We start from the raw sequence: 24945 nt of genomic DNA on the forward strand, positions 1-24945 counted from the left end.
TTCAGTACAGAACCAAATCCTTTCACTAATATTTTTTGTCCAACTTTTTGGGGTCAGTACATTATCTGATGCTTATTAAAAATATTTCTGATTTTAGGATTGCTTCTGAATCTCTTCTCGATACTCCGATATCGTCTTTCCTGTCCACTTTTTAAAGGCTCGTGAGAAGGAAGATACTTCCGAATAACCAAGCAAATAGGCTACATCATCCGTTGTCATGTCAGGATTTTTGAAATAACCAAAGGCTAGGATTTTTTGAACATTTCTCCATTCATTCTATCCTTTACTTTATCATCATGATCAACCTCTTTATGAACTATTTCGGTCAGTTTGACCATGCTATTGATGAGGAAGGGGAGAATAAAGGAATCTTCTTGATTTACAGCCACTATCCGATTTTCATTGGTTTGATTATGGTCACTGTTTCTATGAGTTTCTTGGTCAATCCTGAAGCTCACCACCTCTTTACGACTAGCTTCTTCTATGCTGGTATCGGGCTCTTCCAAGCTGCGGTCTTGTCAAATGGTCGCTTCAACAAGAGTTACCTCAAGTATGACAAAATCTATTATGGCTTACAAGCTACATTCTTCCTTATCGGACTGCTTCTTTCCCTTCTGTTCTCAGACAATCCAACCATCGTCATTGCTATCGCAACTCTAATGACCTTGGCGATGGAAATTCATTTTACTCATTTTTATATGACACAGACCAAGAAATTCTCAACACCTAATTGGGAATTGTTCTAACAAAAGACCTTGAGAAAATTTTCTCAAGGTCTTTTGTANCTAATGCAGACTTGATTGAAATCTCCTGCAAATGCAATAAACAAACTAATTATTTCACTACAATATTAACTAGTTTATTCGGCACGCTAATGACTTTCACGACTTCTTTATCGGCGATTTCAGATTTGATTTTCTCATCTGCCAGAGCGATTTCCTGCAGTTCCTCACGGCTCAGGTCCTTAGCTACGACTAGCTTAGCACGGACTTTACCCTTGATTTGAACGACGATTTCGACCTCTGCTTCAACCAGCTTGCTTTCGTCATAAGTTGGCCAAGCTACGTAGGAAATGCTCTCGCCAGTTTGAGCTACTGCCTGCCAGAGTTCTTCAGCCAAGTGCGGTGCAAAAGGCGCAAGCAATTGAATGAAACCTTTGGCGTATTCGACATAGAGTTTTTCTTCCTTGTTAGCTGCATTGACAAAGATCATGAGCTGGGCAATGGCTGTATTGAACTTGAGCTCCTCAATCTGCTCTGTGACAGCCTTGACTGTTTCGTGGTAAACCTTGTCCAAGGCTCCGCTATTTTCAGAGACAAGCTCTTTCGAGTTAATGAGACGATAGACCCGATCTAGGAACTTGCGGCTGCCTTCTAAACCTTCTTCACTCCAAGCGATGGAAGCATCCAGCGGCCCCATAAACATTTCATAGACACGAAGCGTATCGGCACCATACTGCTCTACTACATCGTCAGGGTTGACCACATTCTTCAGAGATTTAGACATCTTGGCTGGTGCTTGCTCCAGTTCTTCTCCCGTTTCGATGTTAAAGAAGGAGCCATCGCGTTTTTCTACCTTGTCTGTCGCCACTAGAGCACCGCGGCTGTCACGGTAGCTAGTCCCCAGAATCATTCCTTGGTTAAAGAGTTTTTGGAAAGGTTCTTTGGTCGGAACCACTCCGATATCATAGAGGAACTTGTGCCAGAAGCGAGCATAGAGGAGATGGAGCACAGCGTGCTCTGCACCACCGATGTAAATGTCAACTGGAAGCCAAGCCTTGAGCAGCTCTTCGTCTGCTAATTTCTCATTGTTGTGTGGGTCAATGTAACGTAGGTAATACCAGCTAGAACCAGCCCATTGAGGCATGGTGTTGGTTTCGCGGCGTCCTTTGATACCATCTTCCCGAGTCACTTCCAGCCAGTCAGTTAGATTGGCCAGAGGGCTTTCACCGGTACCAGAAGGACGGATATCCTTGGTTACAGGCAGGACAAGCGGCAGTTCATTTTCAGGAATTGCTGTTGAAGTACCATCTTCCCAATGAATAATGGGAATCGGCTCACCCCAGTAGCGCTGACGGCTAAAGAGCCAGTCGCGTAGGCGATAGGTGACTTTTTCATTTCCGACACCTTCCGCTTCCAGCCAAGCAACCATCTTCTCAATCGCGGCAGCCTTGTCTAAGCCATCTAGGAAGCCAGAGTTAATATGCGGGCCGTCTTCTGTGTAAGCAGCTTCAGCAACATTGCCACCCTCTAGAACCGGAATAATCTCTAAATCAAACTGCTTAGCAAACTCCCAGTCGCGCTCGTCATGCGCAGGAACAGCCATGATAGCCCCTGTTCCGTAGCTTGCAAGCACATAGTCGGCAATCCAGATTGGGATTTCCTTGCCATTGACAGGATTGATGGCATAAGCTCCTGTCCAGACACCGGTCTTCTCCTTAGCCAAATCAGTCCGAGCTAGGTCGGATTTGAGGCTGGCTGCATGTTTGTAGTCTGCTACTGCTTGGGCTTGCTCTGCACTTGTAATGGTATCAACGAGAGCATGCTCTGGCGCTAAAACAGCATAAGTAGCGCCAAAAAGGGTGTCCGGACGAGTGGTAAAGACAGTGAAGTCCTTGTCTGTGCCCTTAATCTTGAAGGTTACATTGGCACCAGTTGATTTACCGATCCAGTTGCGCTGCATGTCCTTGATAGACTCTGGCCAGTCAAGTTCATCCAAATCATTAAGCAGACGCTCCGCGTAGGCCGTGATTTTGAGCATCCATTGGCGCATTGGTTTACGGACAACTGGATAGCCTCCACGCTCAGATGTTCCGTCAGGAAGAACTTCTTCGTTAGCGATGGCAGTTCCTAGCTCCTCAACCCAGTTTACTGGCACTTCAGCTTCATAGGCCAAGCCTTTTTCGTAAAGCTTAGTGAAAATCCACTGAGTCCACTTGTAGTAGTTTGGATCTGTTGTATTGACTTCACGATCCCAGTCGTAAGAAAAACCAAGCGCATTGATTTGACGCTTAAAGTTAGCGATGTTTTCTGCTGTAAAGTCAGCTGGATCATTACCTGTATCCATAGCGTATTGCTCAGCTGGCAGACCAAAGGCATCCCAACCCATCGGATGAAGGACATTATAGCCCTGAGCCCGTTTGTAACGGCTGAGGATATCTGTCGCTGTGTAGCCCTCCGGATGCCCTACATGGAGCCCCGCTCCTGATGGGTAAGGAAACATGTCCAGCGCATAAAAGTTAGGCTTGTCCTTGTCCGTACCTGTCTTGAATGTGTGATGCTCAGCCCAGTATTTCTGCCACTTAGGCTCGATTTCTTTGTGATTGTAAGTTGCCATAATCATTTACTCTCCAACGATCTTTTCCGTGTTCTAGCCACGTTTCTATCTATTATACCATTTTCAAGGGATTTTGAAAGGCGCCGAAGAAAGGGAATTGATAAAATCTTTGATAATTTACCTTGACTTATCCTCAAAAACCGATAGAATAAATTTAAAATCAAGTTAAAAAGGAAGAGGTATGAAGATGAGAAAGACTTTGTTTCAGATTATTGAGCCCCATCAACAGGAAAGCTTTATTGAAGAAGCCTATGATATTTTTATGATCTTTGTCATCCTCAGCAGCTTAATCCCACTGACTAGCAAAAGTCACTCAGGAATTTTCATGTGGATTGATCTTGTGTCAACGATTATTTTCATTATTGACTACATACTTCGGCTTGTAACAGCGGATTATAAATTGCAGAAAGGAAAGATTTCTTTTCTACTTTATCCTTTTACTTTTCTGGCCTTAGCGGATTTACTCTGTATTCTGCCGTCCCTCTTTTTATTAAATAACAGCCTGCGACTTTTTAAGATTTTGCGGATGCTTCGTACTTTGCGTATTTTTAAATTTTTCCGTTATTCTAAGAACATCCAGATCATGATCAACGTCTTAAAAAAACAGAAAGACAATCTGATTATTGTAGGAATTTTAGCGCTTAGCTATATCTTTATTTCTGCCCTTGTCATTTTTAATGTAGAGCCCAGCACCTTCCCTAACTTTTTTGACGCCCTCTACTGGGCAACCATCTCCTTAACGACTGTTGGCTATGGTGATATTTACGCGATTTCAACGACTGGAAAAATCATTACCATGATTTCCTCCTTTTTAGGAATCGCCATTGTAGCTCTGCCCGCTGGTATCATCACAGCTGGCTATATGAAAGAAATCAAAGAACTATAAAAACCTGTTCGGGAAGGCTGTTTAAGCCGTTCCCGAGCAGGTTTTTTAATGAATTATCAGGTTGATTCTTAAAGAATTTTACCAAATCACAACCCGCTCTTCCGGACTGCGCCACATGCCATCTCCTTCTTTGACGTCAAAGGTCGTAAAGAAGTCATCAAAGTTGGGCAGCTGGACATTGGTCCGAAGCTTGGCTGGGGCATGAACATCCACACTAGCCAACATCTGCATGAACTCCGGCCGTGCTTTCATCCGCCAAATGCGGGCAAAGTTAGTAAAGAATTCTTCAGCAGAGAAGTCCGCTTCCTTCTTAGCTGCTTCTAAAGCTGCGGCAATACCACCTAGGTCGGCAATGTTTTCAGATACGGTCAGCTTACCATTGACTTTGGCTCCGTAAGAATCCTGACCTTCGAACTGGTCGATAACCTTTTGCGTCCGTTCTGTGAAAGCCTCATAGTCTTCTGGTTTCCACCAGTCCTTCAGACTTCCGTGTTCGTCAAATGAAGCTCCGTTTGAATCAAAGGCATGAGAAATTTCATGGGCAATCACAGCACCGATTCCACCGTAGTTAGCTGATGAGGATTGATGCAAATCATAAAATGGTGCTTGGAGAATGGCTGCTGGAAAAACAATCTGATTTTGCTGTGGGTCATAATAGGCGTTGACCAGATGGGCCGGCATGTGCCACTCACTGCGGTCCACTTCCTGATTCCATTTGCTCCATGTATGCGCAATGGAAATTTTTGCTAAGTTTCGAGCATTCTCCACCAAGCTCAATTTTTCATCAATTACTTTTTTCGCATAAGTTTCTGGCAATTTTTCTGGATAGCCGATATGTGGCGTGATGACATTGAGCTTAACGATAGCCTTATCGCGTGTCTCCTTAGCCAGCCAATCTGCTGTCGTCAAACGCGACTTATAAACCTCAATCATGGCGGCCACTTTATGCTCTACATCTGCTTTTGCTTCAGGGGAGAATTTCTGACCAGCATACCAAAGTCCAAGAGCTTGATTATATGGTCCTTGAGCTAGTGTCAAGGCTGCTTTCTCTTTTGGTCGTGGCTCCGGCACCCCTGAGATGGTCCGAGCATAGCTACCAGACAGGACACGGAGTTCCTCAGTCAGATAGGATGTCCAAGCACCAGCCGCCGATAATTTCAACCCCGCATGGATAGCAGGCCAGTTCTTTTCAGAATAGTATTCTGCTGCAAATTCTTTCCAGAAGCGCTCCTGGGGTACAATGACCTTATCTGGCAACTGACCTAGAATCTGTGTAAAGATAGCGTTCAAAGGCAGTTCTGGCGTCAACTGAACAAAATCAGCCCAGTCATAAGGATGATAAAGTTTGGCATATTCTGACATTTCTTCATTTGATAGGACATACTTGGCTAGCTTGGCATCTAATTCCAAATACTTATCCAAAATATCCTTCGTTTCCTCTGCTGAAAAGCCAAATTTAGGTAGAAGTTCTTCCTGCATCTTGCGCCAGGCGGCCAGAAGTTCAGGCCCTTTTTCATTTCCTTCTTCATAGTAGGTCGTATCTGGCAGAATGATGCCAGGCGCATCTGCCCAGAGAACATTCATTTGAGCATTCATAAAGTCTGGAGCAACATCAAATCGTAAAAAATTCGGTTTACCAGCCAGCATATACTCCGCACTCTTGCCTGCAAATTCCGCAAAAGAGCTTAGCGCTTTATACTCTTCCACAAGTGGCATAGCAGGTGCTACACCAGCCTTCTCACGCGCCTCAAAATCGGCTACCAGACGGTGATACTTGACAAAGTTCTGCAAAATAGGATCATTCGGAAGTTCCTGACCTTTGAGCCATTTATCTGTCGTTTCCAGCATCAGCTTTTCAATATCCTGATCCAAATCCATAAACCCGCCAGTCATTGGCTTATCATCGGGAATAACTGCTGTCTCAGCCCACTTCCCGTTAACATAATCATAAAAATCATCTTGTAAACGTGTCATTATGTTCTCGCTTTCATGCTTTTAATATAACCTTATCAAAATTAGGATATATTTTCAAATCTTTCGTTAATTAAATTAAATTTTCTATAAATTAACTTGACTTAATAATATTTTTAAGTTATATTAATCTTATGGAGGTGAAAGAAATGATTCGAATTGAAAATCTGAGTGTCAGCTATCAAGACACTCTGGCACTCCAATCTCTATCTTTAAATATAAAAGGTCCGACTATCACTGGTATTTTGGGACCAAATGGGGCAGGTAAGTCTACCCTGATCAAGGCCATGCTGGGCATTATTGACCATGAGGGCCAGACCTATCTTAACGAAGAACCCCTAAATCAGCAGCTAGCCCGTATTGCTTATGTCGAGCAAAAAGCACAAATTGATTACAATTTCCCTATCAAAGTCAAGGAATGCGTTTCTTTAGGACTTTATCCGACAATCAAACTTTTCCAACGACTTAAAAAGAGCGATTGGCAAAAAGTCACTCAGGCTCTCAAAGTCGTCGGTCTGGAAGAATTTGCTGAGCGCCAGATCAGCCAGCTGTCAGGCGGACAGTTCCAGCGGGTTCTGATTGCGAGATGCCTAGTCCAGAAAGCCGACTATATCTTTCTGGATGAACCCTTTGTCGGCATTGACACCGTCAGTGAAGAGATTATTATGTCCACCCTGCGGAAACTGAAAGACCAGGGCAAGACCATCTTGATTATCCACCATGACCTAAGCAAAGTGACGACCTATTTCGACCAGATTCTCTTGCTTAATAGAGAGCTCGTGGCCTTTGGTCCAACGGAAACCACCTTTAATCAGACTAACATGGAAAAAGCTTATGGTTCTCAACTGTTTATGAAGGGAGGCCAATAAGATGATTCAAGAATTTATCCACGGCTTGCAGGACTTCCACTTCCTGCAAAATGCCCTGATCACAGCCATTGTTATCGGGATTGTCGCTGGCGCCGTCGGCTGCTTTATCATTCTGCGGGGTATGTCCCTGATGGGAGATGCCATTTCCCACGCGGTGCTGCCTGGCGTAGCCCTGTCCTATATTTTAGGGATTAACTTCTTTATCGGTGCTATCACTTTTGGTCTGCTCGCTTCGGTCATCATTACCTATATCAAGGGCAATTCTATCATCAAGAGCGATACGGCTATCGGCATCACCTTCTCCTCCTTCCTAGCGCTAGGGGTCATTCTGATAGGCGTCGCCAATAGCTCGACCGACCTTTTCCATATTCTTTTCGGGAATATCTTGGCAGTTCAAGATATAGATATGTGGATTAGTATTGGTGTTGGAATTTTGGTACTCTTGGTCATAGCTATCTTTTTCAGACAATTGCTACTGACTTCTTTTGATCCAATTCTGGCTCAATCGATGGGTATGCCAGTCAACTTCTACCACTATCTGCTGATGATTCTCTTGACTTTGGTGGCTGTGACGGCCATGCAGAGCGTGGGGACCATTCTGATTGTGGCTCTCTTGATTACACCAGCGGCCACTGCCTATCTCTATGCCAAGAGCCTCAAGACCATGATTGTACTATCCTCCTGTCTGGGAGCGCTGGCTTCTGTCCTGGGTCTCTTTATCGGCTATACTTTCAATGTCGCAGCAGGATCCAGTATTGTCCTGACCTCTGCTCTCATCTTTGTTATTTCCTTCTTTATTGCGCCCAAGCAGCGCTATTTGAAGATTAAAAATAAAACACAATAATTCTAAGGAGTTTTTTATGAAAAAATTGACTTTTCTCGCTTTGATTTTCCTAACGGCCATCGGCCTCTTTGCCTGTTCCAGTCAGAAGAATTCGTCCAGTGACTCTTCCAAGCTCAAAGTTGTCGCAACTAACTCGATCATTGCGGATATTACTAAAAATATCGCCGGCGATAAGATTGACCTGCACAGCATTGTACCAGTCGGCAAAGACCCGCACGAATACGAACCCCTGCCTGAAGATGTCAAAAAGACCTCTCAAGCTGATCTTATCTTTTACAATGGTATCAACCTAGAAACCGGCGGCAATGCTTGGTTTACCAAGTTGGTCAAAAATGCCAACAAAGAAGAAAACAAGGACTACTATGCAGTCAGTGATGGCGTTGAAGTGATTTACCTTGAAGGCCAAAGTGAAAAGGGCAAAGAAGACCCCCATGCTTGGCTCAACTTAGAAAATGGCATCATCTATGCGCAAAACATTGCCAAGCGCTTGATTGAAAAAGACCCTGACAACAAGGACACTTACGAGAAAAACCTCAAAGCTTATGTAGAAAAACTGACCGCTTTGGACAAGGAAGCCAAAGAAAAATTCAACAACATCCCAGAAGAAAAGAAAATGATTGTGACCAGCGAAGGCTGCTTCAAGTATTTCTCCAAGGCCTACAATGTACCATCAGCCTACATCTGGGAAATCAACACTGAAGAAGAAGGTACCCCAGACCAAATTAAAACCTTGGTTGAAAAACTGCGTAAGACCAAAGTCCCATCTCTCTTTGTGGAATCAAGTGTTGACGAGCGTCCGATGAAGACCGTTTCTAAAGACACCAATATCCCAATCTACGCCAAAATCTTTACTGACTCTGTTGCGGAAGAAGGAGAAGAAGGCGACAGCTACTACAGCATGATGAAATACAATCTGGATAAAATTTCCGAAGGATTGGCAAAATAATACATGAGAGGTTAGGAAGACAAGATCCTGACCTCTTTATTTATAGAGACTGAGCTTCAAATGGAGACGCTCTCAAATTTCCAGTCAAATCATTCGAAAAAAATCGTCATTTGCAGTACAATGAAGCTATTAAACACGAATGGAGACTTCCTATGACAACTTTTCTCGGAAATCCTGTAACCTTTACTGGAAAGCAACTGCAAGTCGGCGACACCGCCCACGATTTTAGCCTGACAGCAACGGACCTTTCAAAGAAAACTCTGGCTGACTTTGCTGGTAAAAAGAAAGTCCTGAGCATCATCCCATCTATCGATACTGGTGTCTGCTCGACTCAGACTCGCCGTTTCAACCAAGAACTCTCTGACTTGGATAATACCGTTGTCATCACGGTTTCAGTGGATCTGCCTTTTGCCCAAAGCAAGTGGTGTGCTGCGGAAGGCATTGAGAATGCTGTCATGCTGTCTGATTACTTCGATCATTCTTTCGGCCGCGACTACGCTGTCCTCATCAATGAATGGCATCTTTTGGCCCGCGCCGTTCTAGTTCTGGACGAAAACAACACTGTAACCTACGCAGAGTATGTAGACAACATTAATACCGAGCCAGACTTTGAAGCAGCTATCGCTGCAGTTAAAAGCTTAGGATAATCGAAAAGCGCGAAAAATTTCGCGCTTTTTGTTGTAAAAAGAGAAGTTCCAGTTAGAACTTCTCTGACGAATCGTGGAATTAATTTTTCCGTTTTTTCAATAATCCAACAAAGCCAGAAATTGCTGCTGCAACTCCCGCAAGAGTCAGAACTGCCACATTCTTTTCACCCGTTTCAGGCAAGCCTTTTGCTGGACTGACTGGTGCATTTCGATGAGCACGAACGCTGTTGACTACTGGCTTTATCGTAGCTTTATTGTCAGCCGTTTCAATCGGACTAATCGTCAGCTTATTATCAATGGTTGTGATCGACTTGTCTGACGGTTTAGTCGGTTGTGTACTATCCGTTGGTTTTGGTGGAGTGACTGGCTGTTCAGGATTCGCCGGAGTAACCGGATGCTCTGAACTTTTAGCCTGATAAACAACTCCATAGTTAGAGAAGTGAGTCACTTTGAAACGAACGGACTTGCCATCGGCACTAAGCTCAAACGGCAACTCTTCGACTGCTCCTGTCTCTGGCAAGAAGTAGATCACTTTCACCACTTTGCGGCTCGCATCCACAGGAAGCGTCACGGTCGCCTCTCCTGTGATCTGTACAAAACTGCCGTCTGCTTTTTGTGTCTTTACATCATAAAGCTCAACATCTTTGGCCGGCATCTCTGCTGGCAGCTTCGCCAACACATCTTTATCCGAAACCTTGTCCGCGACAATCTTATCCACAGCAGCAACATCAGCGCCTGTCAGAGTCACGGAAACATTCTTATCTGAATTAGTCAGTGTTTCAGTTGATTGTGCAGGAGTCTCTGGATTGACTGGTTTGGATGGTTCACTTGGAGTATTTAAACGGTATACTACCACATAATTTTCTGGTGAAACACTGCGTACGCCACCTGGTACTGTAAAAGTAAGATTCCCCATATCGTCTACTTTAAAAGGCAATCGTTCAGCCTTATCTGATTGGAATGGGAAGTAAAGAACCTCATCTATTTGACGATTTTTATCGGTTTTGATAGTAAAAATTTTCCAACCACTATAAGCATAAGGAGTCCCATCAGATTTCACCCCATGAAAATTATAAAGGGTCCCATCAGGTTTCAGCATCTCTACTTGGTAAACTTCAGCTTTTTGAGTGGCAGAAGCAACGAAAACTTTGTCAACATCTTTCGGCTCCACCAGTTTAGATACCGAGATTGTTTTAACAGCTATTGCAGAAGGTGCATATACTTCAGCTGTGACTAATCCAGAACTATCATGGAGAGTTTTCGTGGGCAAAGCAGTAACAGAATCACGATAGACATAGGTATTGACAGATTCTTGAATTCGATAAAATTTAAGCGTTTCATAAGATACAAAATGTGGTCCGTATTCAAATACACCATCCGCTGGTATAATTAATTTTTGAGCAGTCAGATCAGGTATATTAAATAAACCAAATCCTCCCGGATTTACAGTTACGACATGCTCATCAATTATTTTATAAGTTCCATCGTCTAACTCTATCCGATTAATTTCTTTAACTGTAATCGGTTTATTATAATCAGGGTCTTTTTCATATTCTACGTAATAGGTTGAACCAAATGTTTTAAGTTCTCTATATTTGAATATTCTATAAGTTTCCTTAGGCAGATACCCTGATACATATACAGCCCGAATTGTTACTAAATTATCTTCGGAAGAAGTAGGAACCGATGCACTGGTTGCTGGAGCAATTTCTTTCTTTTGTCCATCAGCTAAAATTTCAACGTGTTTAACTGAAATTGTAAAATAATCATTTTCATTTTTGGTACTGACTTTATCTTCTTTTTCATTTATCGGTGTCTGCTCCCCACTCTTTTCCGGTGTTGCAGGCTGGCTAGGGTCTGATACTGGCTCCATCGGCTGATTAGTTTCGCTAGATGAAGTTGCTGGAGAAGCTGCATCTGCTGGTTCGCTTGCTGGCGTCTTGCTGTCTGCTGATGCTGGGCTAGTAGGATTTTCGGCTGGCACTTCATCTGCGTCGGCTTTTGGACCATCCACTAGCTCGGCTGATGGAGCTGGTACAGCATCATCAGCGTGGACAAGGGATGTTCCCACCATGCCGACTGTCACAGTTGCGAGACCGGCCAGAGCTAATTTCTCCAATTTAGCTTCTTTTTTGGCTGCGTGTTTAAAACGTTTTTTTCTTGACATCTTAAATCTCCTAAAATTTTTATGATATACCAATACTATTGTACCCCCCCCCCCCCGAATCCTTTTGTCAAGCGGTTTTGAGCACTTTTTAAGAGAAAATGTTTTCATGTTTTTTCAATCTTAACTGTTGTTAGCATAAAAAAGATTGAAGCAATCTCGTTCCAAACTTTATTTTCTAACAGTATTTTTTGCTTCTACTTCTCTATTTTCCAGAGCCGAAGCCTCTTGTAAAAATTGAACTAGCTTGAAAAAAATCGAGCAGTGTCACTCCTGCTCTCGAATTCTACTTTTCACTTAACTAACAGCGACACTTCCTTGCCCTGTCAGCCCCCTAACTGTATTCTTTTCACAATTTTTGTTATACTAGTTATAGAAAGGCTAGGAGGACTGAAAATGACCCCAAATAAAGAAGATTATCTCAAATGTATCTATGAGATTGGCACCTATGCTAAAAAAATTACCAATAAAGAGGTCGCTCAGCTTATGCATGTTTCTCCTCCAGCCGTGACCGAAATGATCAAAAAAATGCTGGCCGAAAATTTGCTGGTAAAGGACAAACAGGCTGGCTATCTGCTGACCGATTTAGGACTCCGACTGGTCTCCGAACTTTACCGCAAGCATCGCCTGATTGAGGTGTTCCTCGTCAACCATCTGGGATATACAACGGATGAAATCCATGAAGAAGCCGAGGTCCTAGAACATACTGTTTCAGATCGTTTTGTTGAACGTTTGGATGCCATGCTGAATTTCCCAGAAACCTGTCCTCACGGCGGTACGATTCCAGCCAAGGGAGAGCTCTTGGTAGAAAAAAACAATCTCACCTTAGAAGCGGCCTCTGAGCCTGGAGACTATCTTGTCACTCGGGTCCACGATGAATTTGATCTTCTCATTTATCTAGAAAAACATGGTCTTCAGCTAGGCAAGACCATTACCCTTCTTCAGTATGACTCCTTTGCCGAGCTTTATGTCCTCAAAGTTGATGGGCAAGAGATTCAGGTCAACTCCATGATTGCCAAGCAGATTTATATTGAAAAACTTTAAAACGAAAGGCCCGATTCGCAACGCAAATTGGGCTTTTTCAATTTTAGTAGCTTTTTTAGATTAAGCTTTTTCTAACTTGGCTAAATCAGCATGAAAGTCGAGCAAAGACCAGCAAAAATATTGGCCAAAGCGTGTGTGCCCCAGCTAGATAAAATGGAACCATCCGATTTCTTCTCATTGACAAAGCCTAGGTAAGCTGCGATTCCACCTGTAAACAAAATAATGAGCATAGATGTCAGCCAAGATGTCTGAGAAGCGAACATGAGGCCATGAAGCAAACCAAATAGAGCTGCTTGCAAAGTATTGGCCACTCTGAATGGAAGGCGACTGGCTAATCTTTTCAAAAGAAAACCTCTAAACAAAATCTCTTCTGGCAAAGCTGTCTGAAAAATACTGTAAATCAAAATACTTGGCAGGGCTTTAAAACCAAGCCCGGAAAATCTTGACATCGCCGTTTCAAGATTTCTTATCGTGTATAAAACAAAAATAGAAAAGACCAGAAAAAAGATTGAGCCCAGCAGAATCCAAAGCCAGGTCTTCTGGCCATCAGTATCTTTTAGCGGTTTCAGGCCTATCCATTCTAAAAATGGATTTTTTCTTCTAGCCGTCACCAACCACCAAATAAAAGGAAGCAAAGTAAACAAAAGGATTTGAATTACAGCGCTAATCAACGCTTGAACTTCATTTTCCATAGCATTTTTCCTTTAAACTTATATATTTTTGTAAACTTCCAAAGAGTCTCTCTTTCTCCTCCTGCTGAATTTCCTAGCCCAGCTGTCCCAGCCGCTTTTCCTTCTTCTTGGGTGGGAATTTGCGGTCAAACATTTCCAACTCCGCCTCATCTACTTCATAACCCTCCGGATCCCGATAGAGCCAAGGTCCATTTTCCCGAGTCACACTGCCATCCCTTTGCAAGTCCAGCACCATAACAAAATCCAAAATCTCCTCCTTGTCCTGACCGTCCAGATAAATGCCATAATCACTAGCCGTTACAAAACCGTATTTAGGATAGTAGGCAGGATTGCCGAAGAGAACGAGATGGGAAAAGCCTTCTTCCCTCGCCTGACGGATAGCTGCCTGAGCTAATTTTTCTCCAAACCCTTGCTTTTGAAAAGCTGGTAGGATAGCAAAAGGACCAAAGGTAGCAATTTCCTTGACCTGTCCAGTCTGCTCATGGCGAAGCTGGGCTTTGCTAAACATAATCTGCCCTGCAAGCTGACCATCTACCAAAATAACTTTGGATAGATTTTCTAAATAGTTTGGATGCTGACGAAATTGGTGCAAAATCAGATGTTCCGCACAACCCGGCCGATAGACATTCCAAAAGGCCTCTCTGACTAGATGTTCAACTTCATGGTATTCTGAAGGGGCTTCCTTGCGAATTTCAATCATCATCGCTTCTCCTTTGTATTTTTAATGTATTTCATTTGTTCTAAGCAGAAAATTCTCATCTCTCTGCCATATATCTTTCTGCTTCTTGAGCGCTTAGCTTCCTTACCTGACTTTCAGGAAATTCCTGATAGGAAGGCATGATAAAACTAGGCTGACGGCTGGCACAGCTTTTATCGGGATTCTTCTTCAGGTAGGCCTCTAGATCCGTCAGATTAGCAAAAATCTTGTAAGACACCCGTCCCTTGTCTGACTGGATTTGATAAATGCCACAGGGCGCCTTCATGGTCACATCCGCTGTCCGTAAATAATACTTAGCAATTTCTAGAGATTTGAAAGGGAAATTCCAGCGTTGCAGACCATTTTTTGTATGCTCAATGCAGATACAGCGCCCGCAGTGACCGCATATATACTGCCTATGCTCTCTTAGGCAGTCCAACGGATGAAGTAACGGCGTCACCCTGCTCTGGTCAATATAACACTCTATACACATATTCAAGTCTCCTTCTACTTAGTCAATTCTAATATAGCAAGTTTTTGAAGAAAAAGAAAGAAAAGATTGCCTTCCTCTTGCCAGACTTTTCACTTTTTGCTAAAATGATGTCAAAAAATTAAGAAGGACAAATTATGCCACAAAATCTATTTAAAGAATTGGCCCAGCTGGAGCAAGTAGAAGCTCTGGCTCTCGGCGGCTCACGGGCCGGCCAACATTTTGACCAAGACTCAGACTATGATGTCTATGTCTACCTGAGCGCCCCTCTCGCGCCAGCCATCCGCCAAGAAATCCTCAGCAAGTACTGCTCCTATATGGAAATTGGCAATCAATTTTGGGAACTGGAGGACGACTGCGTCCTCAATAATGGTATTGAGATTGAGCTGATTTACCGCTCGCTGGACGACTTTGACCAAGACCTGCAGACCGTCGTTTTAGAGCACCAAGCTCAGAATTCTTATACCACCTGTATGTGGTACAATCTGCTCCACAGCAAGATTCTCTACGATCGAGACGGCCGCTACGCTACGCTCCAGAGCAAGTACAGCCTGCCCTATCCAGCTGAGCTGAAAAAGAATATCATCAGCAAGCAGCGCATGCTCCTAGATCAAGCTATGCCAGCTTTTTCAAGACAGATCAAAAAGGCCCTCAAGCGCCAAGACCTGCTTAGTATCAATCATCGTAGCAGCGAGTTTTTCGCCTCTTACTTTGATGCCCTCTTTGCCCTCAATGAGCAGCTCCATCCAGGCGAAAAACGCATGCTTCAGTATGCCAAAGAAAATTGCTCCTTCCTGCCTCAGGATTTTGAAGCCACTATTCAAGACTACTTCCAACATCTCTACCAGCCAGACCATCAGCAGGAAGCAGTCCTAGCCTTGGATAGCCTTCTAGACAATCTTAAGCACTTGATTGAAGAATCCATCTAGAACTTCAACAGATAAAAAGCTCATGAAGTCAGTTTTTCAGCTAATTCATGAGCTTTTTGCATATCATTCTATAGTCTGGCACCTAAGAGGGCAAATCCAATTCAAACAGTCCGTACTCATGCTTGTCTCCTTGCAGTTCTGCCGCATAGTGGCGCGTGACGGTTTTTTGATGAATCAAGGCTCCAATAGCTGAGGCTTGACGCTTCTGCGCTTCTTTAAAAATCGGATAGGCCAAGGCAGAGCCCAATCCCAAGAATTGCTCTCCTACCCCGAGATACATAATCGTATAGCGTTTTGGAAAACGCTTGACCCAAAAAAGTTTAGCTAGGTTGAGAGGAGTCAGTTTTTGATAGACCAGAGAGCCATAGTCTGGCATGGCAATCAGAAAACCAGCTAGCTTGCCCTCCTTATAAGCCAGCTTAACCATAGAAAAATCAAGAATATACTGGTATTTTTGAAAAATCTGACTGAACTGCTGACTGGAAATTGACCGATAAATCGGAAAATCTTGATAGAGGCGATTGAGGAGCTCAAAAACCTGCAGCGAAGCTTGATCCCACTCCTTTTTCTTTGGAGAGCAAATGGTGAAACCCGCTTCTTCAAAAGACTCAAAGCGACGAGCTAGCTTGTCCTGATGAGTCTGATTGCTTACCTTGGGATAAAAATTGGACAGATACCGCTCCTTGAGCTCAAAACCAGCAGCCCGCCATAGCTCAGGATAATAGTCTGGATTATGAGGTTCTCCAGTAAAAGGGAGCTCCTCTGTTCCAGTCAACTGCATTCGATAGCCTAGCCAAAAGCTAGCCTGTACCGGACCAATAATCTTGTTCGCTCCGAGACTGCGAGCAAAACCTGCTAAATGCTCGATAAAAGCAGATGCAATTTGTTGATCATTGATTGACTCGAAAAATCCCAAGTAAGCAGCCTCATCATCTGAATAAAAGGTCAGAAGTCCTCGAATGCAGGGCTGACTGTTCATATAGCCAATAAAGGCATAGGTATCTAAGTCAGAACTCAGCGGGTGACTACCCTCAATCAAAGCCAGCTCTTCCTCTTCCGATTGCATAAGGTGGTCTGGCCGGTAAATATGCTTTGGCAGGGCTAGAAAATCCTTTATCTCCTCTGTATTGGGTTTGACCGGTTTAATTTCCAGCATGATCTTCCTCCTTAATCAGTCGAATCTTGCCAGTAAGGCCATCCATCTCAATCCAATCACCGTTTTGCAGCTGACTGCAGGCACCTCTGACATTGACAATGGAAGGAATACCTAACTCGCGGGAAATAATGGCCGTGTGGGAGAGCAAAGACCCCTGCTCGGCAATGACACCCTTGGCTTGGGTCAGAAGATAAACCCAGCCCGGATCGGTCATCTTTGTCACGATAATCCGGTCCTGAGCAGACTCAATTTCCTGCACATCTTCTACGACCAAAACCTGAGCCTTAACGCAGCCAGGCGAGCAGCCAATCCCTTGTAAGGCTTGATTAGCCGTATTGTGACTGCTGGTGTGGTTTTGCAGTTTCAGGTATTTCTCAAAGACCTGTCCAGCAAAAACATAGCGACTAAAGGTTGGCAGCTCCTTATCCGTCTCCAATTTCTCCCGACGCTCGGCTATCAAGCCACTAACATCTCTGGGCTTTCTGGTCAACTCAAACAATTCTTCCTTGGTCAGATAAAAAACATCGTCAGGCGTAGCCAGCAGCCCTTGCTCGGCTAATTGCTGCCCAAGCGTTCGGAAAATCTGCCGCATCATGCCATAGATTCGTGTGCGGTTTAAGCGGGAGCTTTCCCGATATTTAACCCCCGTCATGGCTCGCTTGCGAAGAAAATTCGTCCACCAGCCTGATTTTTGCTCCTCTTCTTCAAGTTTCTGAGGAGCCAACTTCTTCTCCTCTTGCTGGCACATTTGTAGTAAGAGCTTGAGCAGACGCTCGGGGTGCGTTCGGAAAGTGGGAGTTTCTAGCTTCAACTCTTCCGGAGCTCGATCACCAAATTCATGGATAAAATGGACTATTTCTTTGACCAAAGGATGCTGACGACTTAGAAAGACTTCTGGACTTTCACTTACCATGGCCTGTCTAATCTCTGCATTTTCTTCTTCTTTCAGCTGAGCTGTTAAAGCCTGCAGAGCCAAAGCCGGCCGCATACTTTCAATCTGCTCAATCCCTGCAATCTCAGCCTGAACAGCCCCACCGCGACGCGACTTCTTTAGGAGTCCAGTATAGACAAAAGCATACAAATCATTGACCAGCGTAATGTCCCAGTGAGCCAAAATATCCTCTTTTAGCTTGCTGACCAAGGCAATTAAGGTCTCCGCATCTGCGTCGGGAGAAAAGCTCGCTTCATATTCTAGCTGAATCTGGGCAAACTGTTCTTCCAGTTGCCGCATTTGCTTGGGTGCTGTCCAAAACTCTCTGATGATACGAAGCATGATTTGCAGGCGTTTGAAAGCAGATAGGTGCACCGGCATCTGAGGCACCTCTGTCTCTCGCACTCCCAGCATATCCTGCCAGATAGGGATGATTTTCTTTGAAAAAGGCAGAAGCTGCAGCAACTGATACCAGCTCTGAATCTGGTAATAAACTCGGCTATTGACCGGCTGCAGCATATTTTGAAAAGTGGCTTCATAGGCAGCTAACTCTGGAGCATCCTTGCCAACCAAGCGCTGGGCCAGACTTAGGAAAATGCTGGCATAAGCCTCTTGGATAAAGCTAATGGTCAAAGGAGTGGAAACTCCCGGATAGCTCTCGACAATGTTGCTGTTATCCAGAATAATCCGCTGTCCCTCTGGCAAGGTGGTAATAGGTCGAGCCTGCAAGAGATAGAGCTGGCCATTTGCGAAGGTAAACTCCATATCCATATAAGGTCCGAAAAGCTGACTTACCTGACTAGCCAAGGCTTGTAACTTCTCAAGTTGTTCCTGTGATACGTCTGGTGAGTCCTCCGTCTGCTCTGTATAAAAGAGCTGGTCCTTGGGATGGAGGGTCACCATGGTTGTAGGAATCTTATCCTCGACAACCTTATTACCCAAGCCCCGACCGATGACAATGATGTGCTCGTTCAGAATGCCCTTGGGGTTAGCTGTGAAGTAAATCCCAGACAAGTCTCCCTCTTGCATGACCTGAACAAGGCAAATCATCTGCGCTTGCTTCAAGGATAATCCCTGCTCAAATAGATAACTAAGAGCCGACTCCTGATAAAGAGAGAGCAAGGTCGCTTGGATGGCTTCTTTAAGTCCCTCTGGCTTTACATTGAGCTGGCTCTCAAACTGACCAGCAAAGGATGAGGCCTTCCCATCCTCAATGGTAGCAGATGAGCGGACTGCAAAGCGACAGTCTGTCTGGAAAAATTCCTTACGAACCCAACTTTCTGCCGCTGTCAAATCTTCTTGACTAAACTGCTCTCTGCCCCAGTCCTGCAACTGCTGACTGAGTTGGGACAAGTCCAACTCTCCAGACCGATAGGCTGCTTCCATCCGCTCCAAGTCAGCAGAGCTAGCAGATGTTTGAAAAAAGTCAAAAGCAAACACTGCAAAGTCAGGAACCGGCAAACCAGCAGCCTGCATTTTCAGTAAATGATAGGCCTTGCCTCCGACCTGGCCAAGCCCTGTCTGCTTGATTCTTTTCATCAAAGCACCCCCATCAAGAGATAAACTGCAACGGACAGAACCATGGTCGTCTCCGTGATATATGTATAGCGCTCCACCCGCTCCCGGATATTAAAGCGAGTCGGATCCTTGATAAACTGCTCAAACTGGACGGTCATCCAGATGACATTCAGCACCAAGACTACCACTCCGACATGGGAAATATTCCAGAGCAAGGCGAAATTGGTCAAGATATCCAGCAGAGTCACCACCTCGATAAAGCGAGTGGCTTTTTTGTAGCCAAAAAGCATAGAATAAGTCACATACTCGGTCTCGTCTTTTGGCGCCCGAATCTTGCGGCAGACTTCCCAGATTAGACTTGGGAAATACATGGTAAAGGCCAGCAAGACGGTCGGCAAGGACAAGAGAGGCAGATTGTACTTGTAGCAGACAAAGGAGATAGTATAGAGATTCAAAATCATCATGACCGGATTATGGGTCACTAGAGCCAGTGGCAGAGAATTTTGAATCTTGTCACGCTTGAAGAACCAGAAGGACATGAGGGTCCCGTAGATATAGAGAAAGAGGAACCAGCCGATATTGTTCATAAAGAGGACATTAAGGAGTACAGAGACAGCTACGATAAAGCTGAGGGCAATAGCCAAGTCCTTCTTTTTCACTCGGCCAGATGGCAGAGCCCGATGAGGAAAGAGGCGTCTATCAGTCTCATAGTCCTTGAAATCATCCGCAATCCGCAGAATCATCAGAAAGACAAAAATCGTAAAAATTCCAATCAGCTCTTGATGGTCAAAGTGAAAGGTGGTCACTCCGTCATTGAGCAAGAGCACAAAGTAAATCTCAAAAAACATGATGGCAGCCACCATAAAGCGCGGCAGCAAAGGGAACATTTCCTTATAATAAACAGCTAATCGTTTAAACATAGCTTTTCTCCAATCTTTTCACCCATTTGAATCTGGGTTTCTATTCCGAGGTCTGAGTAAGTCAGGATGTCCTGATCCAAGCGAATCGTGCCTGCCGGATAGAGGACAAGGATGGTTGAGCCGCCCAGACCAAAGCAGCCCTTCTCCTGTCCCCTGATCAAACGGTCCCGACTGTGATTGTATATTTTTCCGACTAGCAGAGCCCCTACTTCCATCTGCAGGACAGGTCCTAGGTCGGTATCCAAAATACAGTATTCTCTTTTATTTTCCTTGTAAATCAAGCGCCGCTTCTGGGCTACCTGCCTGACCGTATGCAGGCGGCCTTTGATTTTTCGTCTTCGGGTAATTCTGCCGGATTCAGCAGCCAGATAGCGGTGCAGGTCTTCCACTCCCAGTCGATAAACCAGCGCTGTTCCGCCACTAAACAGCTGAGCCAACTCTTCATCCAGCAGTAAGTCAGCTACCCTGTATGTCTGCCCCTTAATCATCAGCCGCAAGTTCTGACTGATGGTAAAAGCCTCCAGCTTGGCATCCGCCACTGCCAGTACTTGACTGTCAGGACAGATTGGACGCAGAGCGGGCTTGATTCTCCGCTGGAAAAAAGCGGCAAAACTAGGATATGGACCATCCTCATAGTCAGCCAGATTCAGCTGATAATTTTCCACAAAAGCTGCTATTTTCTTGCGAGAACAAGGAGTGTAGTCTTTCAAAGTCAGAAGATAAGACAGGCTAGGTCGGGTCAAGATAGGCAATAAGAAGCGACCCCAAGCAGTACCATAAAGCTTGTCTAGCAGACCCGCCTTGTATTCTATCGGTTCCACTACTTGGCCAGTCCTTCTCTGATAGACTTTAACCATGGGGCAGAACCCCCAGACCAATCAGACTTGCAACAGCTAAAATCGCAAAGACTAGGTAGGCCAGCTTATTCGGCTTGGGAATCCGGCAGTTGTAGACAAATAGGAAGGTCAGCAAAAGAGACAAGCCCAACCACACCCAAACAAACAGAGCAGGCACCAGCCATTGACAGACTAGATAGGTCAGAGGGAAAAAGAGGGCGCTGTAGGTCACGGGCAAGCCGATAAAATACGAGCCAGATCCTTCATCATGCTTGGCCAAGCGATTAAAATGAGCCAAGCGCGTAACCGCAGCTAAGACATAGAGGACAGCCAAGATGATATTGGCAACTCCCAAAGGCAGCTGGGTCATGAGGAGCACAGCCGGGAGAGCCGCAAAGCTAATCATGTCGCAGAGCGAATCAATTTCAATGCCGAAGCGCTTCTGGCTTTCAGTCCGCTTCATCCGCCGCGCAACCACACCGTCAAAGAGGTCGCAGATACCGCTAACGATAAAGGCCATCATGGCTAGCCGCAGCTGGGACTGAATGATGGCATAGACTGCCAAAAGTGCAAAAGCAGCGCCCATATAAGTCAGGATAACAGATTTGTCGTATTCACCGATAAACAATGGTTCATTCTTCTTCATGAATTCTTATTTCTCCTCTTCTTCCATCTAAGGTTACTAGCATGCCAGTTTCTAGTAGCTGAGTTGCATTCTTGGTACAAACCAGAGCTGGAATCCCGCATTCCCGAGCGACAATGGAGGCATGGCATAGAACCCCGCCATACTCTGTCACAAGACCGCCTAGAATACCGAAAACATAGCTCCAGCCCGTATCTGTATAGCGAGTGACAAGAATTTCTCCCGGTTCAATCATCTCAATATCAGCCAAATCCAAGAGAACTCGAACCCGGCCGGTCACCTGACCGCTGCTGGCTGGCATTCCCGTCAGCAGAGCCTGACTATCATGGTCTACCTCTTCCAGGCTCATCTCTTTATCAGTCAAATCCCCCGCTGGCTCAAAATTCCGATAGGCCTGACAATAATGCCGATTATCAGCTGCTTCTGCTTGCAGCTGGTCAGCAGTCTTTTCCCCTTCCATAAAGGAAGTCAGACTTTCTTTCTTAATGTAAAAAATATCTTGAGAATCTTTCAGAAAGCCTCGCTTTTCATAAGCTCGGCCGAGTTTGAGGCTAATCTGGCGAATGAGGTAGTAATAACGTGTGGAAATATCTTTGAACTCCTCCCGCCACCAGAGCAAGTTCCGCAAGTCTTCGCTGATTTTTTCTATCTTTTTCTGCTTGGCTCGAGATAGATGAGCCAAATCCAGCTCAGACCCTGAGACAGGGCTGAGCGAACCTTTAGCTGCTTGGTAATACGCTGAATCAGCAATCAACTGCTGGACCACTGCCATAACCTGATGAGAATCTTCTTCATAACTAGCTACTCGCAAGTCCAGCTCCCGTGCCGAGTGATAGCCCAAATCCTTTTGGAAATCCTGAATCTTGATGAAATCTGCTCGCTCAGGGTATTGTGCAGCCAGTCCCTGCAATTCTTCCACCGATAGCTTCAACCAATCGTCTGTCAGTTTCTCCTCTGCCAAAATAAGATCCGCAGCTTCCAGCATTCTAGCTAAAGGCTTAGTATGCGAAACATTTCCTAACTTGGCAATCAGTCGGAAAAATTCATCGACCGTCAGCCATTTGAGCAGACTGGTCTTTTTCATAGACAGCTGGACTGTATTGATGTAGGCCTGCCAGAAATAAGTTCCCTCACTGTCTAAATAAGCCTGATTTAGCACTAACTGCCAAAGACTCTCGGCTTGTTGCAGCGGGCTTTGGTCGTTCAGTTCTCGTATTTCTTGATGAAGGCTGGTAAATTGCTGGCGCAGCTCTTGCAGCTTGTCTGGTGCCTGACACAGAAAATCTTTGGTTACCTTTTGCGTTTTCCAAGCTACCCGCAGGAAATTCAAAAGCAGAGCCGGACTTAATTTGCTGGTAAAGCCTTGACCTTGGTAGTCTTTATTAACTCCCAGCTCATCATCAAAGTCTCGCTCAGTATAACCTGGAATCTGCTCCATGCCTTGCTTGACCACGCCCAAGTTCCAGAAAGGCCGAGCATAATGCAGGCGCATCAGCGGCGGCATCACTCCTTCAGGCTCTAGGCCAATAGCCAGCAAAAAGCTGGAGAGTGCCTCTTGCCAAGAATGGCGGTAAAGGCTCCACATGAGATTTGGACAGGGCTGAGCCGCCACGCCTCCGTCCCGAAAATTCGCCGTCGTCCAGCGACCACTGTCGATTTTGGTTGGTACTGTCGTGATGGGCCGAGCCTGCAGTAGATAAACTTGTTCTTGGACAGCACACCACTCAATATCCATCGGCCGACCAAAATACGCCACAATCTGCAAAACTTGCTCGTGCAGCTTCTGCAAGACTGCCAGAGGCATTTCAACTTTTTCAAACTGGCTCCAGTCTGGCTTGTACCAAGGAAGAGTCAACTGCTCAGGATTAACTAGACCGCTAACCAAGCTCTCAGCCGAGCCTTTTACATACTCAAGCAGCATGGTCTGGTCTTGATTGGTCGCCACGTCTAGGGAAAAGCAGACACCGCTGAAGTCAGGATCTATCTGCTCCTGGATTAGCACTGCCATGGCAAAATCCTGCTCAGGCAGACCCTGGCGTTGCCAGTAGGCCAAAGCTTCTGGATTAAAGAGGGAAAGCAGACAAGAACGAATGCCCTGCTCAATTTCTGATAGTGTCCGGCAGTTGCCAATCGAGTCATATTGACCGGCAAATGACATGGCCTGTCCGTCTTCTAAGAGGGCACTGCTGCGAACGATATAAGCTTGATTTTGCCGGCAAAAGGCTGCTAACTCCTGTAGCCAAGCTGGATCCAAGGGATACTGCTGCAAACGCTCTGCTATCTCCTCCTTGCCCAGATGAATTAACTCTGCAAGCCCCTGTTCTGAGTATTCTGGCAGAGCTGCTCTTAGCCAAGCCATTACTTGATCTGCTGGCAAAATCAAGGCTTTAGGAACCGAAAGTCCCAGCTGACAGAGGCGAATGAGTTGATTGATTTTGCCGCCATAGATGGCCGACGGCTCTTTTTCCAGCCATAGTTCTTTCATCATAACTTCCATCTCACATACGGTTTTTTCTGAGCTTGGCCCAGTAGAGCAGGCGATTAACTCCCAGATGCGTGACCGCCCCCAAGATTAGTATGCCCAACATCTGCTGCCAAGACAGAGGAATATAGAAAAGTAGCAGGAGAATACAGCCGATTAAGGAATCAATCTGATCTAGCCAGATAAAGGGCCACTTCCAACCATTCTCTGCCGTCTTGCCCTCTCTGATCTCCAAACGACGCTTGATGAAGCTATTAGGCAGCTCAAACAAAACATAAGCCAGACCCAAGAGAGCTCCTAGCACCAGATTAAAAAGCAAGGTGTTTTCGTAGAAGGCATAAACTAAGTGCAGTTTCTCTAGAGTAGGAGTGCTCTTCAAGAGCACCCCCCATAAAACCTGAGCCAAAGAGCCCCAAACAATCATTCCTATGAAGCCTTTCCAGGTCTTGTTAGCTCCGAAAAGTCGCTTTCCATCTTTCAAAACCAAGCCGCCATCCATGGGCCGATAAGCCGACTGCAGCAGTGAAGACTTGCAAAAGATCATATTCAGAACCCCAGCTAGAATGACTGGCATCAGGGTGATATACAAGGCAAGAACAGTGCGCATATCTATTTCCTATTCTTTTTTATGAAAATTAACCTGAAAAAATTAAGAGACTTCTCAAGCTTTTCTAGTTTTATTATACCATAAGTCGTAAAAGCCCTTACATAACCAACCACATACAAGTGTCACATCTGATAACCCTTCCAAACATTCACGACTTTTCTTTTAGGTACTTCCTCATTGTTCCTCTAATGTATGTAACGAACTTCAGTCTCTGCTGTCGAAAGATCCCTAACTTCAAGAAAAGAAGTTTTATCATCCTAGACATCAAAAAAAGAGGCTCTATAATTTCTGTAGTGGGTAAATCCACCGCAGGGATTATGGAGCCTATTTTGTTGTA

At 45.0% G+C, this 24945-nt stretch carries 20 protein-coding genes and 2 pseudogenes; 8 read left to right on the top strand and 14 right to left on the bottom strand.

The genetic code is table 11. The annotated features are described in order from the left end of the window. Nucleotides 1-93: 93 nt before the first annotated feature. Nucleotides 94-273: pseudogene (locus SSIN_RS10205) on the bottom strand (helix-turn-helix domain-containing protein); the annotation flags it as partial. Between SSIN_RS10205 and SSIN_RS04265 the strand changes: the two are divergent. Beyond that, nucleotides 258-746: pseudogene (locus tag SSIN_RS04265) on the top strand (low temperature requirement protein A); the annotation flags it as partial. The pseudogenes SSIN_RS10205 and SSIN_RS04265 sit on opposite strands and share 16 nt — an antisense overlap. Nucleotides 747-834: 88 nt before the next feature. Here the strand turns inward: SSIN_RS04265 and leuS are convergent. Next, entirely contained in the window at nt 835-3336 is a 2502-nt protein-coding gene (leuS, locus tag SSIN_RS04270) for a leucine--tRNA ligase (protein ID WP_037616228.1), read from the bottom strand. A gap of 187 nt (nt 3337-3523) precedes the next feature. Here leuS and SSIN_RS04275 point away from each other — a divergent pair, with 187 nt between their 5' ends. Beyond that, a complete protein-coding gene (locus tag SSIN_RS04275) occupies nt 3524-4222 on the top strand; it encodes an ion transporter (protein ID WP_037616229.1) in 699 nt (232 codons plus the stop codon). 78 nt (nt 4223-4300) lie between these two features. On the opposite strand, the gene SSIN_RS04280 is transcribed toward SSIN_RS04275, so the two are convergent. Then, nucleotides 4301-6196, bottom strand: a complete 1896-nt coding sequence (locus tag SSIN_RS04280; protein ID WP_037616187.1) for a M13 family metallopeptidase — start codon at nt 6194-6196, stop codon at nt 4301-4303. A gap of 146 nt (nt 6197-6342) precedes the next feature. On the opposite strand from SSIN_RS04280, the gene SSIN_RS04285 reads away from it, so the two are divergent. The 4 genes from SSIN_RS04285 (at nt 6343) to tpx (ending at nt 9499) form a co-directional block, all read left to right on the top strand. Then, nucleotides 6343-7062 carry a metal ABC transporter ATP-binding protein gene (locus tag SSIN_RS04285; RefSeq protein WP_037616190.1) on the top strand — a complete coding sequence of 240 codons (720 nt, stop codon included), beginning with the start codon at nt 6343-6345 and terminating at the stop codon, nt 7060-7062. A gap of 1 nt (nt 7063) precedes the next feature. Next, nucleotides 7064-7906, top strand: a complete 843-nt coding sequence (locus SSIN_RS04290) for a metal ABC transporter permease (RefSeq protein WP_037616192.1) — start codon at nt 7064-7066, stop codon at nt 7904-7906. Nucleotides 7907-7922: 16 nt separating this feature from the next. Beyond that, on the top strand, nt 7923-8852 hold the full coding sequence (gene ssaB / locus SSIN_RS04295; protein WP_037616195.1) for a metal ABC transporter substrate-binding lipoprotein/adhesin SsaB: 930 nt from the start codon (nt 7923-7925) through the stop codon (nt 8850-8852). 152 nt (nt 8853-9004) lie between these two features. Further along, on the top strand, nt 9005-9499 hold the full coding sequence (gene tpx, locus SSIN_RS04300) for a thiol peroxidase (protein WP_037616197.1): 495 nt from the start codon (nt 9005-9007) through the stop codon (nt 9497-9499). A 79-nt stretch (nt 9500-9578) separates the two neighbouring features. On the opposite strand, the gene SSIN_RS04305 is transcribed toward tpx, so the two are convergent. Beyond that, nucleotides 9579-11666, bottom strand: coding sequence for an LPXTG cell wall anchor domain-containing protein (locus SSIN_RS04305; protein WP_037616200.1), 2088 nt, complete (start codon nt 11664-11666; stop codon nt 9579-9581). Between the two features lie 393 nt (nt 11667-12059). Here SSIN_RS04305 and SSIN_RS04310 point away from each other — a divergent pair, with 393 nt between their 5' ends. Then, nucleotides 12060-12707 (top strand): metal-dependent transcriptional regulator, encoded by a 648-nt coding sequence (locus tag SSIN_RS04310; protein ID WP_037616202.1) that lies wholly within the window; start codon nt 12060-12062, stop codon nt 12705-12707. An 80-nt stretch (nt 12708-12787) separates the two neighbouring features. On the opposite strand, the gene SSIN_RS04315 is transcribed toward SSIN_RS04310, so the two are convergent. The 3 genes from SSIN_RS04315 to SSIN_RS04325 form a co-directional block, all read right to left on the bottom strand. Then, nucleotides 12788-13399: a CPBP family intramembrane glutamic endopeptidase gene (locus SSIN_RS04315; RefSeq protein WP_037616203.1), complete on the bottom strand. Its 612-nt coding sequence runs from the start codon at nt 13397-13399 to the stop codon at nt 12788-12790. Between the two features lie 73 nt (nt 13400-13472). After that, nucleotides 13473-14102: a GNAT family N-acetyltransferase gene (locus tag SSIN_RS04320; protein ID WP_037616205.1), complete on the bottom strand. Its 630-nt coding sequence runs from the start codon at nt 14100-14102 to the stop codon at nt 13473-13475. Nucleotides 14103-14154: 52 nt separating this feature from the next. Further along, nucleotides 14155-14589, bottom strand: coding sequence for a hypothetical protein (locus SSIN_RS04325; protein ID WP_037616207.1), 435 nt, complete (start codon nt 14587-14589; stop codon nt 14155-14157). A gap of 134 nt (nt 14590-14723) precedes the next feature. Here SSIN_RS04325 and SSIN_RS04330 point away from each other — a divergent pair, with 134 nt between their 5' ends. Beyond that, nucleotides 14724-15515, top strand: a complete 792-nt coding sequence (locus tag SSIN_RS04330; protein ID WP_037616210.1) for a nucleotidyltransferase domain-containing protein — start codon at nt 14724-14726, stop codon at nt 15513-15515. A gap of 82 nt (nt 15516-15597) precedes the next feature. Here the strand turns inward: SSIN_RS04330 and SSIN_RS04335 are convergent, their stop codons facing one another. The 7 genes from SSIN_RS04335 to SSIN_RS04365 are packed head-to-tail and all read right to left on the bottom strand — an operon-like array spanning nt 15598 to nt 24608. Beyond that, entirely contained in the window at nt 15598-16671 is a 1074-nt protein-coding gene (locus SSIN_RS04335; RefSeq protein WP_037616212.1) for a hypothetical protein, read from the bottom strand. Beyond that, entirely contained in the window at nt 16658-19141 is a 2484-nt protein-coding gene (locus SSIN_RS04340) for a phosphoenolpyruvate synthase (protein WP_037616214.1), read from the bottom strand. Before SSIN_RS04340 ends, SSIN_RS04335 begins: the two co-directional genes overlap by 14 nt. Then, on the bottom strand, nt 19141-20040 hold the full coding sequence (locus SSIN_RS04345; protein WP_037616216.1) for a UbiA family prenyltransferase: 900 nt from the start codon (nt 20038-20040) through the stop codon (nt 19141-19143). Before SSIN_RS04345 ends, SSIN_RS04340 begins: the two co-directional genes overlap by 1 nt. Continuing rightward, nucleotides 20025-20897, bottom strand: coding sequence for a phosphatidylserine decarboxylase (locus tag SSIN_RS04350; RefSeq protein WP_037616218.1), 873 nt, complete (start codon nt 20895-20897; stop codon nt 20025-20027). The genes SSIN_RS04345 and SSIN_RS04350 overlap by 16 nt, the downstream gene beginning before the upstream one ends. Beyond that, a complete protein-coding gene (locus tag SSIN_RS04355; protein WP_037616220.1) occupies nt 20890-21522 on the bottom strand; it encodes a CDP-alcohol phosphatidyltransferase family protein in 633 nt (210 codons plus the stop codon). The genes SSIN_RS04350 and SSIN_RS04355 overlap by 8 nt, the downstream gene beginning before the upstream one ends. Then, nucleotides 21509-24004, bottom strand: a complete 2496-nt coding sequence (locus SSIN_RS04360) for a PEP/pyruvate-binding domain-containing protein (protein ID WP_037616222.1) — start codon at nt 24002-24004, stop codon at nt 21509-21511. The genes SSIN_RS04355 and SSIN_RS04360 overlap by 14 nt, the downstream gene beginning before the upstream one ends. A 13-nt stretch (nt 24005-24017) precedes the next feature. Further along, nucleotides 24018-24608: a CDP-archaeol synthase gene (locus SSIN_RS04365; RefSeq protein WP_037616224.1), complete on the bottom strand. Its 591-nt coding sequence runs from the start codon at nt 24606-24608 to the stop codon at nt 24018-24020. Between the last annotated feature and the right edge of the window lie 337 nt (nt 24609-24945).

This window comes from Streptococcus sinensis (genome assembly GCF_000767835.1).
In the GTDB taxonomy this organism is placed as follows: Bacteria; Bacillota; Bacilli; order Lactobacillales; family Streptococcaceae; genus Streptococcus; species Streptococcus sinensis.

Excerpts from the sequence above, each read along its gene's own strand:
- leuS (WP_037616228.1), bottom strand. The coding sequence starts at position 3,336 with ATGGCAACTTACAATCACAAAGAAATCGAGCCTAAGTGGCAGAAATAC.
- SSIN_RS04275 (WP_037616229.1), top strand. The coding sequence starts at position 3,524 with ATGAGAAAGACTTTGTTTCAGATTATTGAGCCCCATCAACAGGAAAGC.
- SSIN_RS04280 (WP_037616187.1), bottom strand. The coding sequence starts at position 6,196 with ATGACACGTTTACAAGATGATTTTTATGATTATGTTAACGGGAAGTGG.
- SSIN_RS04285 (WP_037616190.1), top strand. The coding sequence starts at position 6,343 with ATGATTCGAATTGAAAATCTGAGTGTCAGCTATCAAGACACTCTGGCA.
- SSIN_RS04290 (WP_037616192.1), top strand. The coding sequence starts at position 7,064 with ATGATTCAAGAATTTATCCACGGCTTGCAGGACTTCCACTTCCTGCAA.
- ssaB (WP_037616195.1), top strand. The coding sequence starts at position 7,923 with ATGAAAAAATTGACTTTTCTCGCTTTGATTTTCCTAACGGCCATCGGC.
- tpx (WP_037616197.1), top strand. The coding sequence starts at position 9,005 with ATGACAACTTTTCTCGGAAATCCTGTAACCTTTACTGGAAAGCAACTG.
- SSIN_RS04305 (WP_037616200.1), bottom strand. The coding sequence starts at position 11,666 with ATGTCAAGAAAAAAACGTTTTAAACACGCAGCCAAAAAAGAAGCTAAA.
- SSIN_RS04310 (WP_037616202.1), top strand. The coding sequence starts at position 12,060 with ATGACCCCAAATAAAGAAGATTATCTCAAATGTATCTATGAGATTGGC.
- SSIN_RS04315 (WP_037616203.1), bottom strand. The coding sequence starts at position 13,399 with ATGGAAAATGAAGTTCAAGCGTTGATTAGCGCTGTAATTCAAATCCTT.
- SSIN_RS04320 (WP_037616205.1), bottom strand. The coding sequence starts at position 14,102 with ATGATGATTGAAATTCGCAAGGAAGCCCCTTCAGAATACCATGAAGTT.
- SSIN_RS04325 (WP_037616207.1), bottom strand. The coding sequence starts at position 14,589 with ATGTGTATAGAGTGTTATATTGACCAGAGCAGGGTGACGCCGTTACTT.
- SSIN_RS04330 (WP_037616210.1), top strand. The coding sequence starts at position 14,724 with ATGCCACAAAATCTATTTAAAGAATTGGCCCAGCTGGAGCAAGTAGAA.
- SSIN_RS04335 (WP_037616212.1), bottom strand. The coding sequence starts at position 16,671 with ATGCTGGAAATTAAACCGGTCAAACCCAATACAGAGGAGATAAAGGAT.
- SSIN_RS04340 (WP_037616214.1), bottom strand. The coding sequence starts at position 19,141 with ATGAAAAGAATCAAGCAGACAGGGCTTGGCCAGGTCGGAGGCAAGGCC.
- SSIN_RS04345 (WP_037616216.1), bottom strand. The coding sequence starts at position 20,040 with ATGTTTAAACGATTAGCTGTTTATTATAAGGAAATGTTCCCTTTGCTG.
- SSIN_RS04350 (WP_037616218.1), bottom strand. The coding sequence starts at position 20,897 with ATGGTTAAAGTCTATCAGAGAAGGACTGGCCAAGTAGTGGAACCGATA.
- SSIN_RS04355 (WP_037616220.1), bottom strand. The coding sequence starts at position 21,522 with ATGAAGAAGAATGAACCATTGTTTATCGGTGAATACGACAAATCTGTT.
- SSIN_RS04360 (WP_037616222.1), bottom strand. The coding sequence starts at position 24,004 with ATGAAAGAACTATGGCTGGAAAAAGAGCCGTCGGCCATCTATGGCGGC.
- SSIN_RS04365 (WP_037616224.1), bottom strand. The coding sequence starts at position 24,608 with ATGCGCACTGTTCTTGCCTTGTATATCACCCTGATGCCAGTCATTCTA.